Source organism: Terrabacter sp. Soil810 (assembly GCF_001429645.1).
GTDB lineage: Bacteria > Actinomycetota > Actinomycetes > Actinomycetales > Dermatophilaceae > Terrabacter.
In genome coordinates, this window is record NZ_LMSW01000013.1 from 81,473 (window position 1) to 98,863 (window position 17,391).

12 protein-coding genes and 1 pseudogene are annotated in these 17,391 nt (G+C 72.2%); 6 read left to right on the forward strand and 7 right to left on the reverse strand.

The features are described 5' to 3' along the window. Positions 1–85: 85 nt before the first annotated feature. Both ASG96_RS17165 and ASG96_RS17170 read right to left on the reverse strand, forming a co-directional pair. Positions 86–4,912: an ATP-dependent helicase gene (locus tag ASG96_RS17165; RefSeq protein WP_057588734.1), complete on the reverse strand. Its 4,827-nt coding sequence runs from the start codon at positions 4,910–4,912 to the stop codon at positions 86–88. A gap of 229 nt (positions 4,913–5,141) precedes the next feature. Then, a complete protein-coding gene (locus tag ASG96_RS17170; RefSeq protein WP_162260166.1) occupies positions 5,142–5,918 on the reverse strand; it encodes a GNAT family N-acetyltransferase in 777 nt (258 codons plus the stop codon). A 75-nt stretch (positions 5,919–5,993) separates the two neighbouring features. Here ASG96_RS17170 and ASG96_RS17175 point away from each other — a divergent pair, with 75 nt between their 5' ends. From ASG96_RS17175 to ASG96_RS23365, 4 genes are all read left to right on the forward strand, one after another. After that, a complete protein-coding gene (locus tag ASG96_RS17175) occupies positions 5,994–8,543 on the forward strand; it encodes an RNA helicase (protein WP_056751220.1) in 2,550 nt (849 codons plus the stop codon). A 2-nt stretch (positions 8,544–8,545) separates the two neighbouring features. Then, positions 8,546–9,388: an acyl-CoA thioester hydrolase/BAAT C-terminal domain-containing protein gene (locus tag ASG96_RS17180; RefSeq protein WP_200962712.1), complete on the forward strand. Its 843-nt coding sequence runs from the start codon at positions 8,546–8,548 to the stop codon at positions 9,386–9,388. A gap of 308 nt (positions 9,389–9,696) precedes the next feature. After that, on the forward strand, positions 9,697–10,482 hold the full coding sequence (locus tag ASG96_RS17185; protein WP_056751217.1) for a DUF1206 domain-containing protein: 786 nt from the start codon (positions 9,697–9,699) through the stop codon (positions 10,480–10,482). Positions 10,483–10,646: 164 nt separating this feature from the next. After that, the gene (locus ASG96_RS23365; protein WP_157610968.1) at positions 10,647–10,817 is read left to right on the forward strand and encodes a hypothetical protein; all 171 of its coding nucleotides are present in this window, start codon (positions 10,647–10,649) and stop codon (positions 10,815–10,817) included. A 72-nt stretch (positions 10,818–10,889) separates the two neighbouring features. Here ASG96_RS23365 and ASG96_RS17190 read toward each other — a convergent pair whose 3' ends face one another. Genes ASG96_RS17190 through ASG96_RS17200 form a run of 3 tightly spaced genes read right to left on the reverse strand, consistent with a single transcriptional unit; the run spans position 10,890 to position 13,382 of the window. Further along, positions 10,890–11,621 (reverse strand): phosphatase PAP2 family protein, encoded by a 732-nt coding sequence (locus tag ASG96_RS17190; protein WP_056751216.1) that lies wholly within the window; start codon positions 11,619–11,621, stop codon positions 10,890–10,892. After that, on the reverse strand, positions 11,618–12,361 hold the full coding sequence (locus ASG96_RS17195; RefSeq protein WP_056751212.1) for a phosphatase PAP2 family protein: 744 nt from the start codon (positions 12,359–12,361) through the stop codon (positions 11,618–11,620). The genes ASG96_RS17190 and ASG96_RS17195 overlap by 4 nt, the downstream gene beginning before the upstream one ends. Next, positions 12,354–13,382, reverse strand: a complete 1,029-nt coding sequence (locus ASG96_RS17200; RefSeq protein WP_057588735.1) for a diacylglycerol kinase family protein — start codon at positions 13,380–13,382, stop codon at positions 12,354–12,356. The genes ASG96_RS17195 and ASG96_RS17200 overlap by 8 nt, the downstream gene beginning before the upstream one ends. Positions 13,383–13,527: 145 nt before the next feature. Here ASG96_RS17200 and ASG96_RS17205 point away from each other — a divergent pair, with 145 nt between their 5' ends. After that, the gene (locus ASG96_RS17205; RefSeq protein ID WP_056751206.1) at positions 13,528–14,166 is read left to right on the forward strand and encodes a DUF1345 domain-containing protein; all 639 of its coding nucleotides are present in this window, start codon (positions 13,528–13,530) and stop codon (positions 14,164–14,166) included. A 26-nt stretch (positions 14,167–14,192) separates the two neighbouring features. Here the strand turns inward: ASG96_RS17205 and ASG96_RS17210 are convergent, their stop codons facing one another. Beyond that, entirely contained in the window at positions 14,193–15,488 is a 1,296-nt protein-coding gene (locus ASG96_RS17210; RefSeq protein ID WP_056751202.1) for a RimK family alpha-L-glutamate ligase, read from the reverse strand. 72 nt (positions 15,489–15,560) lie between these two features. After that, positions 15,561–16,250: an esterase family protein gene (locus tag ASG96_RS17215; protein ID WP_057588736.1), complete on the reverse strand. Its 690-nt coding sequence runs from the start codon at positions 16,248–16,250 to the stop codon at positions 15,561–15,563. Between the two features lie 463 nt (positions 16,251–16,713). Here ASG96_RS17215 and ASG96_RS23645 point away from each other — a divergent pair. Continuing rightward, positions 16,714–17,391: pseudogene (locus ASG96_RS23645) on the forward strand (HNH endonuclease); the annotation flags it as partial.

The window sequence follows — 17,391 nt, forward strand, 5'->3', positions numbered from 1 at the left end:
TCACGTCGGATTCCCCGTCGTACCAGCACGATCGCCGCATTTCGCGTCGCAGCGCGAGTCGCCGTTCGAGGCGCCGTTCGACCGGTCAGCGGCGCAGGCGCAGGCCCCGCGGTGTCAGGTGGAAGCCGGCCTGCGACAGGGCCCGCACGAGCGGGTGGTCCGAGCCGAGCACCGAGGCGCCGTCGGCCTTCTCGACGGTGAGGCGCCCGAGCGCGCCCTCCCGGACGGCGAGCGCCAGCGCGTCGGCGGCAGCCTGGAGCGGCTCGGGGTCGTGGGACCAGCAGAGCATCGTCTTGCCGCCGCGCTCGACGTAGAGCACGAGCTCGCCGTCGACGAGGACGACGAGAGCCCCGGCCTTGCGCCCGGGCTGGTGGCCCTTGCGACGCGGCGGCGTCCGGGCCCCCGCCTCGTCACCGGCGTCCGCATCGGTCGCCGGCTCGTCGGCGGCGTCGGTGAGGCCGCGCTCGGGCCATCCGATGGCGGCGCCGTAGGGGTTGGCGGGATCGCTCGCGGCGAGGACGAGCGCCGGCGGTCCGGAGCGCTCCGGGGCGTCAGCCCCCGCGCCCGGCAGGCGCGACATGGACCGGAGCCGGTCGACGGCACCGGTCGAGGCGAACTGCGAGGCGCCGAGGCCCTCGACGAAGTAGCCGCGCCGCACCTTGCCGGCCTCCTCTGCCGCGGCGAGCACGCGGTAGACGGCCGCGAAGCCGCCGGGCACGTCCTCGGTGACGACCGACCCGCGCGTGAGGACGCCGTAGCGGTCGAGGAGCAGCTCGGCGTTGGTGACGGCTCGCACCGTCGGGTCGGACTCGGCGGGCGGGAGCACGGTCCATCGGCCGACGCCGGTGGAGGGCCCGGACCCGACCGCCCGACCCGCGGCCAGCGCCTTGGACGTCGCCGCGTCCTCTGCAGCCTCGACCCGGGCCGGGCTCGTGCCGGCCAGGGGACCACGCAGGGAGCCGAACCGGCCCAGCGAACCGCGCCGGCCGGCATACCTCGTCGAGCGCGGACCGGAGGCGGTGCGCTTGTGCGCCGTGCGCCCTCCGGCGAGGAGGGCACGCAGCGGGGCGATGGTGTCGTTGGTGACGCGGCCCGACCACAGCAGCGACCACAACGCGTCGTTGAGCTCGCGATCACCGAGACCCACGCGGGTCGAGAGGGCGCGGAAGAAGTACGCGCCGCCGCCCTCGAGCGCGTCGAGCACGGCCTGCTCGTCGTCGGTCAGCTCGACGAGCTCGGGCGGGGTCAGCGTGAGGTGCGCGGCGTCTGCCAGGTGCAGGCTGACCCACCCGTCGTCGCCCGGCAGCGAGCCGTGCCCGCGCCAGACCACCTCGCCCGAGCTCATCACCTCGTCGAGCAGGGCCGGTCGGTAGTCGGCCACGCGCGCCGGGAGGACGAGCGACTCGACCGCACTCGCCGGGACGATCGCACCGGTCAGCTGCTCGACGGCGCGCAGGAGACCCTCGCGGCCACGCAGTCCGCCGCCGACTCCCTGCCACTGCGGGAGGAAGCGCGCGAGGTCGGGCTGCGCGACGGGCTCGACCTCGTGCCGCAGCGCGGCCAGCGACCGGCGCCGGAGCAGGCGCAGCACCTCGGCGTCGCAGAACTCGGGGCCGTGGCCGCCGCCGTTCTCGGTGGGGAGCAGCTCGCCCTCGACGACCCGGCCGGCCGAGACGAGCCGGCGCAGCGCGTCGTGGACGACGGCCGGCCCGACGCCCCACCAGGACGCGACGGTCTGGACGGCGAAGGGTCCGTGCGTGCGGGCGAAGCGCGCGACGAGGTCGGCGAGCGGGTCGGGCACCGGCTCGAGGAAGGCCTGCGGAACGCCGACGGGCAGCGCGGTGCCGAGGGCGTCGCGCAGGCGGGCGGCGTCCTCGATGGCGGCCCAGCGGTCCTCGCTGCCGACGCGCACGGCGATGACCCGGCGGGCCGCCTCGAGCTCGGTGAGAGCCGACTCGACGGCCGCCGGCTCGAAGCCCTCAGCCGCGCGGGCGACGACGTCACGCACCGAGAGGGGGCCGAGCACCCGGAGCAGGTCGGCGACGTCCTCGGCGTCACGGGCACCCCGCTCGGGCGTCAGCCGCTGGAGCTCGGCCTCGGTGCGGGCGACCGCCTCGGGGTCGAGCAGGTCGCGCAGGGCGAGCGCCTCGCCCTGGCCGAGCAGCTCGGACAGCAGCGACGGGTCGAGCGCGAGCGCCGCCGCCCGGCGCTCGGCGAGCGGCGAGTCGCCCTCGTAGAGGTACTGGGCGACGTAGCCGAAGACCAGCGACTTCGCGAAGGGGCTCGGCTGGCTCGACTCGACGTCGACGACCTTGACGGCGCGCGAGCGGATGTCGCCCATGAGCTCGACGAGGCCCGGCACGTCGAAGACGTCCTGGACGCACTCGCGGACGGCCTCGAGCACGATGGGGAAGCTGGGGTACTGGCTCGCCACCGACAGCAGCTGCGCGGCGCGCTGGCGCTGCTGCCACAGGGGCTGCCGCTTGTCGGGGCGGCGGCGTGGCAGCAGGAGCGCCCGGGCCGCGCACTCCCTGAACCGCGCTGCGAACAGGGCTGATCCGCCGATCTCCTGCGTGACGAGCTCGCTGACCTCCTCGGGATCGAGGGTGACGAGCTCGACGAGCTGCTGGCCGACGGCCGCGCCGTCCTCGAACTCGAGGTCGGGCAGCCGGAAGACGATGCCGTCGTCGCCGTGCATCGCCTGGACGTCGATGCCGAACCTCTCGCGCATGCGCGCCGCGACGCAGAGCGCCCACGGCGCGTGCACCTGGCCACCGAAGGGCGAGAGCACCGCGACGCGCCAGTCGCCGATCTCGTCGCGGAAGCGCTCGACGACGATGGTCCGGTCGTCGGGGACGTGCCGCGTCGCCTCCTTCTGCTCGGTGAGGTAGCCGATGAGGTTGTCGGCAGCCCACTCGTCGAGGCCTGCCGCCGTGACGCGCGCCCGGGCCCGCTCGGGGCTGAGGCCGACGATCTCGCGCACGAAGCCCCCGAGCGCCCGGCCGAGCTCGGCGGGCCGGCCCTGCTGGTCGCCCTTCCAGAAGGGCAGCTTGCCCGCCTGGCCCGGAGCGGGAGTGACGAGGACGCGGTCGTGCGTGATGTCCTCGATGCGCCACGTCGAGGTGCCGAGGGTGAAGACGTCGCCGACGCGCGACTCGTAGACCATCTCCTCGTCGAGCTCGCCGACCCGGCGACCGGGCCCCTCCCCGGAGGCGAGGAACACGGCATACAACCCGCGGTCGGGGATGGTGCCGCCACTCGTCACGGCCAGGCGCTGGGCACCCCGTCGGCCGGAGAGCGTGTCGGTGACGCGGTCCCAGACGATGCGCGGGCGCAGCTCGGCGAACTCGTCGGAGGGGTAGCGGCCCGCGAGCATGTCGAGCGTGGCCTCGAGCACCGAGCGCGGGAGCGAGGCGAAGCTCGCGGTCCGGTGGACCAGCGCCTCGACGTCGGCGACGCTCCAGTCGTCCATGGCGCACATGGCGACGACCTGCTGCGCGAGCACGTCGACGGGGTTGGCCGGGACGCGCAGCGACTCGATGGCGCCGGCGCGCATGCGCTCGACGACGACGGCGGTCTGCACGAGGTCACCGCGGAACTTCGGGAACATCACGCCCTGGCTCACGGCGCCGACCTGGTGCCCGGCGCGGCCGACGCGCTGCAGCCCGCTCGCCACCGACGGCGGGCTCTCGACCTGGATGACGAGGTCGACGGCGCCCATGTCGATGCCGAGCTCGAGGCTGCTCGTCGCGACGACGGCGGGCAGACGACCGGCCTTGAGGTCCTCCTCGATGGTGGCGCGGTGCTCCTTGCTCACCGAGCCGTGGTGGGCGCGGGCGATCACGGCCGGCGCGCCCCGGGACACTCCCGCCTGGGCCATGACCTGGGCCGGTGGACGCGTCGAGAGGGCCGCGAGGCTGGGGACGGGGAGGCCCTCCTGCTCGGCGAGCCGCTCCTCCCAGATCTCGTTGAGGCGCGAGGTGAGCCGCTCGGCGAGGCGCCGCGAGTTGGCGAAGACGATGGTCGAGCGGTGCTCGGCGATGAGGTCGACGATGCGCTCCTCGACGTGCGGCCAGATGCTCGCCTGCGGGGCCTGTCCCGCGGCCGGTCCCGAGAGGTCGGGCACGCCCGGCGAGATCTCGGCGGCCGAGCCGGACAGCTCGCCCATGTCGGGGACGGGCACGACGACCTCGAGGTCCCACTGCTTGGTCGACACCGGCTGCACGATCTCGACCGGGCGGCCGCCGGCGAGGTAGCGCGCGACCTCCTCGACGGGGCGCACCGTCGCGGACAGCCCGACGCGCTGGGCCGGCTTCGGCAGGATGGCGTCGAGCCGCTCGAGGCTGAGGGCGAGGTGGGCGCCGCGCTTGGTGCCGGCGACGGCGTGGACCTCGTCGATGATGACCGTCTCGACGCCCCGGAGCGCCTCGCGCACCGACGAGGTGAGCATGAGGAACAGTGACTCGGGCGTCGTGATGAGGATGTCGGTGGGCGTGCGCGCGAAGGCACGGCGCTCGTTGGCGGGGGTGTCGCCCGAGCGGACGCTGACGCTGATGTCGGGCGGAGCCAGCTCGAGCCGGGTGGCCGCGTGCCCGATGCCGACGAGCGGGGCGCGCAGGTTGCGCTCGACGTCGACGGCGAGGGCCTTCATGGGCGAGACGTAGAGCACCCGGCAACGCTCGAGCTTCTCCTCGGGCACCGGAACGCTCGCCATCCGGTCGATGGCCCAGAGGAAGGCCGAGAGCGTCTTGCCCGAGCCGGTGGGCGCGACGACGACCGTGTGGTGGCCGGAGCTGATCGCGTCCCACGCCCCCGTCTGGGCCGTCGTGGGCGCGCTGAAGCTGCTCCGGAACCACTCGGCGGTCGCCGGAGAGAAACGGTCGAGCACGTCGGCTCGCTTGCCCTTGGCCATCGGGCCCAGCCTGCCATCCCCCGCCGACACCACAACGCCCGCCGCCGTTGATGACCTCGGCGCCGCCGGGGCCGCAGAAGCAGGCGGTCGTCCAGACGCCCATGCCCCCGACCCAACGCGGGTTGCCGAGGGCGAGGAGGTCGTGGCCCGACCAGACCTGCGTCGCGTCGGTGCTGTCCTTGTAGCCGTTGCGCGTTCGGTCCGACCGCGATACCTGACCAGCCGGACGTCAGCCGGGGAGATGGAAGATCCACCGCTCCGCCACACGAAAGCCGAGCCGCTGGTAGATGCCGAAGCCCATCGGCGACGCACCGAGGAACGCCATGGTGGCGCCCTCTCGAACCCCGTCGGCCAGGATTCGCGCGGTGACGGCTCGCCCGAGGCCACGACGGCGATGCTCGGGAGGCGTCGCGATCCCGAAGACTCCCACGGCTCCAGGCACCTGCAGCCGGATGCCGACCGAGGTGACGGCACCACCGGCCAACGATGCATAGACCGCCACGCCCGGCTGCTCGACCATGCGGCGGCCCACGAGGGCGTCGTAGACGCCTCGCGGCAGCTCGTTCCCGAGGGCGAACGCCTCCGCCACCCGAGGCAGCAGGTCGAGGGCGTCGCCGTCCAGCTCCACGATGGAGTCGACGTCCGCCCGGGGCCCAGCCGTCAGGGTCAGGATCGTGGGCTCGTCCATCACCATGATCGGGAAGTCCGCTCGCCTGCCCAGGCCACGCTGGGCGGCGAGGTCTCCCACCCAGGACGGCGCACCTGGACGCTCGCGGACGACGAAGGGCAGGCCCGCACCGGCGAGCTCGTCGGCATACGCCTCCGCGTCGTCGCGCTCGGCGTCCGGGCTGAGCACGTGAATGGTGTTCGTCGACGCCGAGGGCAGCCCGATGACGTTGAGGACCACACCGCGTCCGACCTTCTGGTAGCCGCCGGGGACCCCGGTCGCGAGCAGGCGCATCCCGCCTATGAAGGGCTCGACGACTGCGCTGGCCTCCGCATGCACGAGTCCCACTCTGACACCACCGGCCCGCTGCGTGCCGGCGATTCGGCACACGTCCCGGCCCGGCGGCATACTCACGTGGTGACGAAGAACCTCAGCGAGCGCATCCCGCGGGATCCCGATCCCGACGGCCTCTACGAGGTCTTCACCGAGTGGACGACCGAACGCGGCCTGACCCTCTACCCGCACCAGGAGGAGGCGTTCCTCGAGATCCTCAGCGGCAGCAACCTCATCCTGTCGACGCCGACCGGCTCGGGGAAGTCGCTCGTCGCGACGGCCGCCCATCTCACCGCCCTCGCCGAGGACCGCGTCTCCTTCTACACGGCACCCATCAAGGCGCTCGTCTCCGAGAAGTTCTTCGCCCTCTGCGAGCAGTTCGGCGCCGACAACGTCGGCATGATCACCGGCGACGCATCGGTCAACGCCGACGCCCCGATCATCTGCTGCACCGCCGAGATCCTCGCGAACCTCGCTCTGCGAGAGGGCAGCTCGGCTGACGTGGGTCTCGTCGTCATGGACGAGTTCCACTTCTACTCCGAGCCCGACCGCGGCTGGGCGTGGCAGGTGCCCATCATCGAGCTGCCGCAGGCGCAGTTCGTCCTCATGTCGGCCACGCTCGGTGACGTCACGATGTTCACGGACGACCTGACCCGGCGCACCGGCCGCTCCACGGCCGTCATCACCGGCACCGAGCGCCCCGTTCCCCTCGAGTTCTCGTATGCCGTGACGCCCCTCCACGAGACCATCGAGGAGCTCCTCGAGAAGGACCGTGCACCGGTCTACGTCGTCCACTTCACGCAGGCGGCCGCCCTCGAGCGCGCCCAGAGCCTCATGGCCGTCAAGATCACGACCCGCGAGGAGCGCGAGGCGATCGCCGAGCGCATCGGCAGCTTCCGCTTCGGGGCCGGGTTCGGCCGCACGCTCTCGCGGCTCGTGCGGCACGGCATCGGCGTGCACCACGCGGGCATGCTGCCGAAGTACCGGCGCCTCGTCGAGCAGCTCGCGCAGGACGGCCTGCTCAAGGTCATCTGCGGCACCGACACGCTCGGCGTCGGCATCAACGTCCCGATCCGCACCGTGCTGCTGACCGGACTGACGAAGTACGACGGCACGAAGCAGCGCCTGCTCAAGGCCCGCGAGTTCCACCAGATCGTCGGCCGCGCCGGACGGGCGGGGTTCGACGCCCGCGGCTGGGTCGTCGCGCAGGCACCGGACCACGTCGTCGAGAACCTCCGTGCCGTCGAGAAGGCGGGCGACGACCCCAAGAAGCAGAAGAAGATCCAGCGCAAGAAGGCCCCCGACGGCTTCGTCAACTGGTCCGAGGAGACCTTCGAGCGGCTCATCGTCGCCGAGCCCGAGCCGCTCCAGCCCCGCCTGCGCGTCTCGCACTCGATGCTCGTCAACATCCTCGCCCGCGAGGGCAACCCGGTCGCCCACGCGGCGCGGCTGCTCTCCGACAACCACCACGAGGTCAAGGACCAGCGACGCCTCCAGCGGCACGCGCTCGTGCTCGCCAAGGAGCTGCTCACCTCCGGCGTCGTCGAGCGCCTCGCGACCGTCGAGGCGTCCGGCCGTCGGCACGCGCTGACGATCGACCTCCAGCGCGACTTCGCGCTCAACCAGCCGCTCGCCCCCTTCGCACTCGCCGTCATGGACACCCTCGACCCCGAGAGCGACGCCTACGCCAAGGACCTCGTCTCGGTCATCGAGGCCATCCTCGAGGACCCGCGCCAGGTGCTCTGGGCCCAGGAGTTCAAGGCACGGGGCGAGGCCGTCGCCGCCATGAAGCTCGACGGCATCGAGTACGAGGAGCGGATGGAGCGGCTCGAGGAGGTCACGTGGCCCAAGCCGCTCGCCGACCTCCTCGAGGTGACGCTGACGGCCTACCGCCAGAGCCACCCCTGGATCTCCCAGGACGCCCTCTCGCCGAAGTCCGTCGTGCGCGAGATGTACGAGCGCGGCATGACGTTCAACGAGTTCGTCTCCTACTACGGCCTGTCCCGGTCCGAGGGGCTCGTCCTGCGCTACCTCACCGACGCCTACCGAGCCCTGCGCCGCACGGTCCCCGAGAGCCACCGCACCGAGGAGCTCGAGGACATCATCGAGTGGCTCGGCGAGCTCGTCCGGCAGACCGACTCGAGCCTGCTCGACGAGTGGGAGGACCTCGTCAACCCGAGCGACGCCGTGCTCGCGCAGACCGACGTCGCCCCGCCGGCCCGGCCGATCACCGCCAACGAGCGCGCCTTCACCGTCATGATCCGCAACGCGATGTTCCACCGGGTCGAGCTGGCCTCGCGGGACGAGTGGGAGGCCCTCGGCGAGCTCGAGTCCCGCGTCGCCGAGCTCACCGACCCGCCGCAGAAGGTGCTCATGGACGCCCAGGCGTGGAACGACGCCCTCGGCGCCTACTACGACGACCACGACGCCATCGCGACCGACCAGGGGGCCCGCTCACCCGCGCTGCTCCAGGTCGAGCGGACCCCGACCGAGTGGCGGCTGCGCCAGGTCGTCGTCGACCCTGATGACGACAAGGACTGGGGCATCACGGCGGTCATCGACCTCGCGGCGAGCGACGACGTCGGCGCCGCGGTCCTCACCGTCACCGGCTTCGAACGCCTCGGAGGCTGACGATGGCCCTGCGCGAGCACCCCGCCGACCACGAGGGCGTCCTCGTCGAGGCAGCAGACGGCGGCAACGGCACGGGCGTGCTCGTGCTGTCCGGTTCGAGCGGCCGCGTCGAGCTCGACCGTGCGCGCGTGCTCGCCGGAGCCGGCGTCTCCGCAGCCCTGACCTACCGCTGGTTCGGTGGCGACGGCCGGCCGGCCGCCATCTGGGAGTACCCCCTCGAGGCCTTCGCCCCCGCCGTCGCGACGCTCGTCGCGCGGTGCGACCGCGTGGTGCTGGTGGGCGCCTCGAAGACGGCCGAGGCCTTCCTGGCGTATGCCGCCGACGACCCCGCCGTGGACGCCGTCGTCGCGCTCGCGCCGAGCCACGTCGTGTGGGCCAACGTCGGTGCCGGGCCCGACGGCGAGCTGCGCCCGCAGCACTCGTCGTGGTCCCGAGGCGGGGCGCCGCTCCCCTTCGTGCCGTACGACGACGACGCCGACCCGCTCGGCGACCCGCCCGCGTTCACCCCCGTCTACGCCCAGAGCCTGCGCTCCGCGGGCGACCGGGTCGCGGCCGCCACGATCCCGGTCGAGCGCTTCTTCGGCGACGTGCTGCTCGTGGCCGGGGGCGACGACCAGGTCTGGCCGTCGGTGACCTTCGCGAGGGCTGTGCAGGCCCGGAGGAAAGCCCTCGACCTGCCGACGACACTCGTCACCCACCCGGACGCCGGACACCGCGTCATCCTGCCCGGCGAACCCGTCGCGGCCAGCGGCCAGCAGATGGCGCGCGGCGGCACCGAGGTGGCCGACCGCGAGCTCGGCGAGCGGGCCTGGCCCGAGATCCGGCGCGTGCTCGACCTGCAGTGACGCGGGAGGTCACGGATCTGAGGCACCCGACCGGCCGGCATACGCCGATCTCCCGATGTGGCCGGGCACGCCTCAGAACGACGCTGGAGAGGTCAGCACGAACCGACCTCGAAGGATCCACACCATGCTCTCCTCCTACATCGTCAGTGCCCTCCTCGCCCAGCGCGAGGCCGACCTCCGACGCCGCGCGGAGCGCGCCCGCCTGCGCCGTCCAGAAGAGCCTGCGGCCGAGGTGCCAGTTTCCGACCCCACGTGGGTATGTTCCCCAGTGGCCCATCGGGGACCCCTCTACCGACAGGATCACGTGAATGGACTCCACAGACGTCAAGGCCGCATCACAGCGCGCGGGTGACCACCCGGCGCTCGAGACGGCAGCGCGCATCGGCTACGCCGTCAACGGCGTGCTGCACATCATCATCGGCGCCATCGCCCTGCGACTCGCCTTCGGCGCCAAGGGCGCCAGTGCCGACCAGTCCGGCGCGCTCGGGTCGATGGCTGAGAACCCCCTCGGCCTGGTCACCCTCTGGATCGCCGTCATCGCCTGGCTCGGCCTCGCCGTCTGGCAGGTCACCGAGGCCATCTCGGGCGGCCGCGAGACGAGCGACAAGGTCAAGGCCGTCACCAAGGCGATCGTCTACCTCCTCCTGTCGTGGACGGCGTTCCGCTTCGCGAGCGGCGGCGGCTCGTCGAGCAAGAAGCAGTCGACCGACTTCACGGCGACGCTCATGTCGAAGCCGGCCGGCCAGTGGCTCGTCGCGGCCGTGGGCCTCGCCATCATCGGCGTCGGCGTCTACCACGTCGTCAAGGGCTGGAGGAAGAAGTTCCTCGAGGACCTCGAGACCCACCCGAGCGAGTGGATCGTCAAGGCCGGCCGCATCGGCTACATCGCCAAGGGCATCGCCCTCGCCATTGTCGGCGGCCTCTTCGTCCTGGCGGCCGTGCGGCACAAGCCCAGCGAAGCCCAGGGACTGGACGGTGCGCTGCGCAACCTGCTCGGCGCCCCCGGCGGACCGGTGCTGCTCGCCCTCGTCGCGCTCGGCCTCATCGCGTTCGGCGTCTACTCCTTCGGCCGCGCCCGGCACGCCGACGTCTGAGCACGATCGACGTCTGAGCCACCTCCCTGGCCCCGACGCCAGAACTCCCACGGCCCCGAGCACCCGGACATTTCCGGGCACTCGGGGCCGTTCTCGGTCCGCCTGCATCACGGCGGCCCTCTCCTGCTCTGTGTGAGCACGCATCACGAGTGCAGGAGGGCACCATGAACACGACATACCTGAACGAGGCCATCGCCCGTCAGCGCACCGCCGACCTCGGTCGCCGGACCCGACGCGCACAGCGACCCGTCGTCGACCCGCAGTCGACGCCGCGCCGCGGCATGATCCTCATCCTCGGGTGGCGCACGCGCCGTTCGCAGGTGTCCCCCGGGTGAGCCACGAGAACGGCGATGGCCGGGAACCCGTCCGGGTTTCCGGCCATCGCCGTCTCTGCGGGGGCTGACGCGTCAGCGCGAGACGGCCTCGCGCACCGCGGAGGTCGCCCGGTCACCACTGGTCCGGCGGCGCAGGTAGTTCCACGCCAGCAGCGCGCAGATGACGCCGTTGACCAGCCCGACGAGGATGTCGACGAGGTGGTGCATGCCGCGGTAGAGGCGGGCGTAGCCGACGAGGAGCGGCACGATCGCGCACACCACGGTGACGAGGCGGCGCAGCCACACCGTCTCGATGCGCTGGGCCATCATCGCGAAGGTCAGGTAGAGCGCCGTCGCGGCGCCCATGTGACCACTGGGGTAGCTCGACGTCGGGGGCGCCGGGTCGAGGTGCTCGACCGCCGGCCGCTTGCGGTCGGTGAGGGTCGTGGCGGCGACGAACACGCTCGCCTGGGTGGCGATCGCGATGGCGGGGATGACGGCATACCACCACTGCTTGGTGCGCCACCACACCAGGGCCACGACGATCACGCAGACACCGATGACGATCTCGGTGTTGCCGATGTGCGACCAGACCGCGGTGACGGAGTTCATCATCTCGGTGCGCCCTGCCGCGACGGACTTGCTGAGGTCGTCCTCCCAGGGGAGGTTGTCGAGTGGCCCCATGATCAGCAGGCCCAGGCCGACGATGAGCCCGAAGAGGACGATGGCCGGGGCGAGCACCCGCAGGGCCACGTCACGCAGCGCCGACCCCACGGTCGGTCGCGACGAGTCGATCTCGTATCGGTGGATGAAGGTGTGGTTCACGTGCTGCCTTTCGATGACTCGGGCCCGACGTCCCCCTCCGGCGGAGGGGTCTCGTCCAGGCCCTGGGGGTTCCACCCGAGGTAGCCGACGTAGGACGCCGTACCCAGGCCGATGCCGAAGAGGACACCGGCCAGGACGTCTGAGGGGTAGTGCACGCCGAGGAAGACGCGGTCGAGGGCCGTGAGGACGACGTATGCCGTCAGGCCGGCCACCAGCCACCGACGCGCCACGGGCGACAGCACCGGCCAGAGCAGCAGCGTCATGACGGTCGCGATCGCCGCGGCGTTGGCGACGTGACCGGACGGGAAGCTGTAGCCGGGGGCGTGCGAGACGGGGTCGCTGACGACCGGGCGGGCCCGGCGGACGACCTCCTTGAGGACGAGCTGGAGGTTCCAGGCGACCATCATCGTGAGGAACGCCCAGAGGCACCGGGTGGCGAGCTCGCGGTGCCGGCGCCAGACGACGAGGCACACGCCCGAGGCGATGATGTAGACCCACTTCGGCTGGGTGGCCTCCTGCCAGACGAGCAGGACGGTCTTGAGCCACGGGTTGTCGCGGGTGATGTCCGTCGCGGCGACGATGAGCCGCCCGTCGAGCTCGATGACGGGGAGGAACTTCTCGCGGACGACGAACGCGAGGGCCGTGACGGGCACCGCGAACGCGAGCCCGAAACCGACGGCCTTGAGCAGGCGGCGGCCGCGACCCTCGGGTCGCCGGCCGTGAGGACGTCGCTCAGCCAACCCGGACCACCAGGGAGTCGGGGAGGATGCGGATGCCCAGCGAGACGTGCTCGCCGATCGGGTCGCCGTCGATCTCCGCCTCGACCGGGCGGGCCGCGGTGACGGTGAGCTCACGGCCCCGGAGGCGGTCGAGACGTCCGTGGCCGGCCCGGTGACGGGTCACGACGTCGGAGAGCACGGAGATCCAGCCCAGCGCACCCTTGGGGGCGACGACGACGGCGTCGAGGATGCCGTCGTCGATCTTCGCCTCGGGCATCAGCTCGATGCCGCCCTGCAGGGTGCCGCAGTTGCCGACGACGACGGTGCGCGCGTGCCGGCTCACCGACCCGCTCGGCTCGTCGTGGTCGCGCTCGTGGTCGCCGCTCTCGCCCGTCACGCCGGAGCCGCCCTTCGAGGCGACGTCGACGCGGAAGCCGCGGCTGAAGACCTGGCGCAGCGCACTGAAGACGTAGGCGACCCAGCCGACCGCGGCCTTGACCTTCTCGTTGGTGCCGGCCATGACCTGGCCGTCGAGGCCGAGGCCGGCCATGACGAGGAAGACCTCCTCGTCGTCGTCGACCTGCGGGCCGCCGTCGTGGGTGCCGTGGCTCTCGCGCGGATGGATCGGCTGGTCGGCCACGCGCATCAGGCCGACGTCGATGCGGCGGTCGGTGCCGCCGAGCATCGCCTCGACGGCGTCCTCGAGGGAGTCGACGGGCAGGCCGAGGTTGCGGGCGAGGAGGTTGCCCGTGCCGCCCGGCAGCAGGCCGAGGGCGACATCGGTGCCGACGAGTGCCGAGGCCACCGCGCGGACCGTGCCGTCGCCCCCGAGCGAGGCCACGACGTCGGACCCGGCACGCACGGCCTCACGGCCCTGCTTCTCGCCGGTCTCGTCCTCGGTCGTCTCGATCCACGCGGGGTCCTCCCAGCCGTGCCGGGCCGCGGCCTTTGCGACGAGCTCCTGGGCAGCGACGAGGTCGTCGACCTTGACCGGGTTGTAGACGACGGTGAGGCTGCGTCGAGCGCTGGGGGTGTCTGACATGTGCGGATCCTAGGGCTCGGGGCGGGAGGGGGCGGCCGTCGAGCGGGCCAGTCGTAGACATACCCGACCCGGCACCCAGCCGACCACCAGCGCACCTCCAGCCGGCGTCCAGCCGCCGGGTCGCCTCCGGCGGTAGCCTCCGAAGGTGCCCACCATCCGACGTCGCCTGGCCCTCGCGGTCGTCGTCGGGGTGCTCGCCGGTGTCCTCGTGCCGCTGGGACCCGCGCACGGTGCCCTCGTGCACGGGCTCGCCGGTTTCGTCGTCGCCGGGCTCGCCTTCGCCGTGCCGCTGCTCGTCCACATCCTCGGCCACGACGCCCCCGCGACGCGGGAGAAGGTGCAGGGCCGCGACGGCGACGCCGCGTGGTACGACGTGGTCGTCATCCTCGTCGGGCTGGCCAGCCTCGCCGGCGTGACCATCCTCCTCGTCGGCGGGCGCGCCCTCGGCGGGGCCGAGGTCGTCGACGCGCTCGTCGGGGTCGGCGCGGTCGCGGTCGGCTGGCTCTGCGTCCACACCGTCTACGTGCTGCGCTACGCCCGCGTCTACTACGCGAGTCCGCGCCCACCCATCGACTTCAACCAGGACGAGGACCCGACGTTCGCGGACTTCGCCTACTTCTCCTTCAACCTCGGCATGGCCTACCAGGTCTCGGACACCGACCTCAAGAGCTCCGCCGTGCGCCGGGTCGTGCTCGGCCACACGCTCCTCGCCTACCTCTACGGCACCATCGTCATCGCCTCGACGATCAACCTCGTCGCCGGCATCGGCGGCTCCCTCCGCTAGGCCGGCCCCTGAGAGCCCCGGGAGCCCTAGGCGATCCCGAGCCGCACCTTCTCGTCCTTGACCCACAGGCCGATGAGACCGCCGAAGTGCGCCATGAACCGGTCCCGCTCGTGGGCCGGGTAGGTCGTGACGACGGTCGAGCGGAGCAGGTTGGTGAAGACGTCGGACTGCACCCACTCGAGCACCGCGGCGTCGAGGTGCGGCAGGTAGCGCTCGCACCACGCCCAGTAGGCGGCCGTGTCGAAGTACTCGTCGGCGATCGCGAGGAACTCGTCGAGCTTCTGCGCGTCGGTGAGGTCGTCGCGGTCGGCGACGTCGAAGTAGCGGCGCATCTCGAGGTCCATCGGGCCACGGCGGCCGGTGATGACGCAGAAGGTCGACCACCGCACGAGCGCCTTGATGGCCCACGGGAAGTAGTAGTGCAACGACGTGACGGCGACGTCGGGACAGGCGTTGGCGTAGTCGATCGGGTAGACGTCGTCACCCTTGACGAGCATCTCGCACGAGTTGAACTCCCAGCCGAACATGGCGTTGACGATGCGGCTGATCGCGGCTGCCTGCTTGCCCGCCGAGGGCTGGAGGAAGTCGTAGCTCACGGCATACCGGTTGTGCATCGGCTGCTCGGGACGGAAGTCCATGACCATCGTCTCGGGACCGATCGACAGGGCCCGCGCGAAGTGGTCGTACTCGATGGTCGACTGCAGGTGCATGAGCATCTCGCCGGACTCGTCGTAGGCCTTGACGAGGTCGCTCTCGTCGTTGATCCGGGAGACGCCGCGCCAGCCACCACCGTCGAACGGCTTCATGTACATCGGGTAGCCGAGCCGGTTGGCGATCGCCTTGAGGTCGAAGGGACGGTTGTACTTCGCGGAGGTGTAGGCCCACCGGACGTTGTCGACGGGGTGCTTGTAGGGCACCAGCCACGTCTCGGGGACCTTGAGCCCCAGGCGCATCAGAGCGACGTACGCGCTGTGCTTCTCCATGGACTGGAAGGTGAACGGGCTGTTGAGCAGGTAGGTGTCGTCCATGAGCGCGGCCTTCTTGAGCCACTCGCGCGGGTGGTAGTACCAGTAGGCGAGGCGGTCGATGACGAGCTCGGTGCGCACCGGCTGGCGCAGGTCGAACGGCTCGATGGTGAGGCGCTCGCTCGTCAGCTCGTGGGTGACGCCGTCGTCGGTCGTGATCGGTCCGACGAGCGCGAGCAGCTCCTCGAACGCCGTGGGCCAGTCCTCCTCGGCACCGAGCAGGAGGCCGACGAGATGCGTCCTGGTCGACGAGGTGCTCGACGAGGCGGACGAGTCCTGCTGTGCGGTGTCGGTCATCGTGCTGCTCCTACCGTCGTGGGTCGGGTCATCGACTGCGATCCTTGCAGGAACGGCGGGATCTGTCGCCGGTCAGCGGGTGCCCGCTCGGGCGAGAAGGTCGAGCAGGTAGGGGTCGAACGCCGCCTCCCACGAGCGCCAGTCGTGTCGCCCCGGCAGCTCGGTGAACGACACGTCGTGACCGCTGGCGGCGAGCGACTGCGCCATCTGGCGGTTGTTGGCGAGGTTGCCCTCGTCGGCGCCGCACGTGAGGACGATGCGGGCGTCGGTGTGCGGCCGGCGCGCCCGACGCACCCGGGTGACGAACGCCGTGACGCGGTCCCAGAACTCGAAGTCCTCCTCGTCGTCGACGCGCTTGCGGAAGAAGGACCCCGACTGGAGGAAGAGGGCGCCGAACGTCCCCGGGTGGCACCACTCGGCCTGGAGCGAGGCGAGCGCTCCGAGGCTCGCTCCCATGAGGGTCGGCCTCCCGTCGATGGCGTATGCCGTCCGCACCGTCGGGAGCACGTGCGCGGTGAGCGCCTCGGCCCAGAGCGGGTTGGCGGCATACCGCTCGTTGCGGGGACCGGGTTCGAGCAGGACGACGCGGGTCGGCGGGACGCGACCCTCGGCAGTGGCCGCGCGCAACCGCGAGGGCAGGTGCGCGCGACGGGAGTACGCCGGTCCGTCGTGCGCGACGAGCAGCGGGAGCGGGTCGGATCGACGGGTGCCCACCGGGGAGACGACGACGGTCTCGACGTCCCCGACCGGTGTGTCGGTCACGGTCAGTCTCGTTCTCGCCATCCGCCGACCCTAGGGGTTCGGCGGGGCGGATGCGCACTTGCTCGCATCGATGATGGAGTGATGGCGGCGCGAGACAGGTTGCAGCACAGTCAGATTCGTTGTCCACAGATGGCGTCCACCTCTTGCAAAGCAGTCGAACACCTGTTCTACTTGAGGTGTTGGACACGCCACAGGGGAGGAGAGCGCCGTGCCGTACGCCACGCCGTCGAACGGGCCGCTCGGCGCGCCCGCGAGAGGGCCGTGGCCGGTTCACCGGATGGCGTGGTCGACCGGCCATGAGCTTCTCGTTCGGTCGCTTGAGCCGGTCCTGACCCGGCTGCGCGTCGACGCTGCGGCCACGACGACCACGGGGATGACGAGTGCGACGTCATCGGTGACATCGACGGTCGAGCCCACGTCGCGGCCAGCGCATGGGCGAGGGCGAGGGCGTGGAGTCGATCCCGTGACGGCGACCGACGGCGGGCGGGCGGAGGCGGCGACGGCCCTGGAGGGGCTCGCGCGTGCGGGTGAGCGGGTGCTGGCCCAGATCGAGGCGCTCGAGGTCGCCAAGGCGCGCCTCGAGGCCGACCTGCTCGCCGCCTACGGCGCGCTGCGCACCATCGAGGCCCAGCAGATCGACGCCCTCCCCGCCGGCGCCGTCGCCCGGGTGTCCGCGCGGGTCTGCCCGGACCGGGTCGTGACCGAGGAGATCGCCCTCGCGACCGGGGTCGGCACCGGCGAGGTCGCCCGCCGGCTGTCCCTGGCGACCGCGCCGCGCCGGCACCGGGTCGTCCTGGGCGCGCTGCGCGCCGGGGCGACCTCGCTGCAGCGTGCGCTGCAGGTCGCGTCCGAGACCGCCCAGCTGCCCGATCCGGACGTGACCACCGTCGCCGAGGCCGTGCTCGCCCCGTCCCGCGACGGTCGACCCGTGCCGCAGCGGACGTTCACCGCGCGGCTGCGGCGGGCGGTCGCGTCGGTCGATGCCCGCGGCAGCCAGGAGCGGCACGCGCACGCCCGGTCCCGGCGCGGGGTCTTCGGCCGCCTCACGCAGGACGGGATGGGCTGTCTCACCGTGACTACCGACGCCGCCACGATCGCCGCGGTCCTGGACCGCCTCCACACGCACGCCCGTGGCCGGCGC

Coding starts and splice junctions, on each gene's coding strand:
- ASG96_RS17185 (WP_056751217.1), top strand. CDS start 9,697: ATGGACTCCACAGACGTCAAGGCCGCATCACAGCGCGCGGGTGACCAC.
- ASG96_RS17210 (WP_056751202.1), bottom strand. CDS start 15,488: ATGACCGACACCGCACAGCAGGACTCGTCCGCCTCGTCGAGCACCTCG.
- ASG96_RS23365 (WP_157610968.1), top strand. CDS start 10,647: ATGAACACGACATACCTGAACGAGGCCATCGCCCGTCAGCGCACCGCC.
- ASG96_RS17180 (WP_200962712.1), top strand. CDS start 8,546: ATGGCCCTGCGCGAGCACCCCGCCGACCACGAGGGCGTCCTCGTCGAG.
- ASG96_RS17200 (WP_057588735.1), bottom strand. CDS start 13,382: ATGTCAGACACCCCCAGCGCTCGACGCAGCCTCACCGTCGTCTACAAC.
- ASG96_RS17165 (WP_057588734.1), bottom strand. CDS start 4,912: ATGGCCAAGGGCAAGCGAGCCGACGTGCTCGACCGTTTCTCTCCGGCG.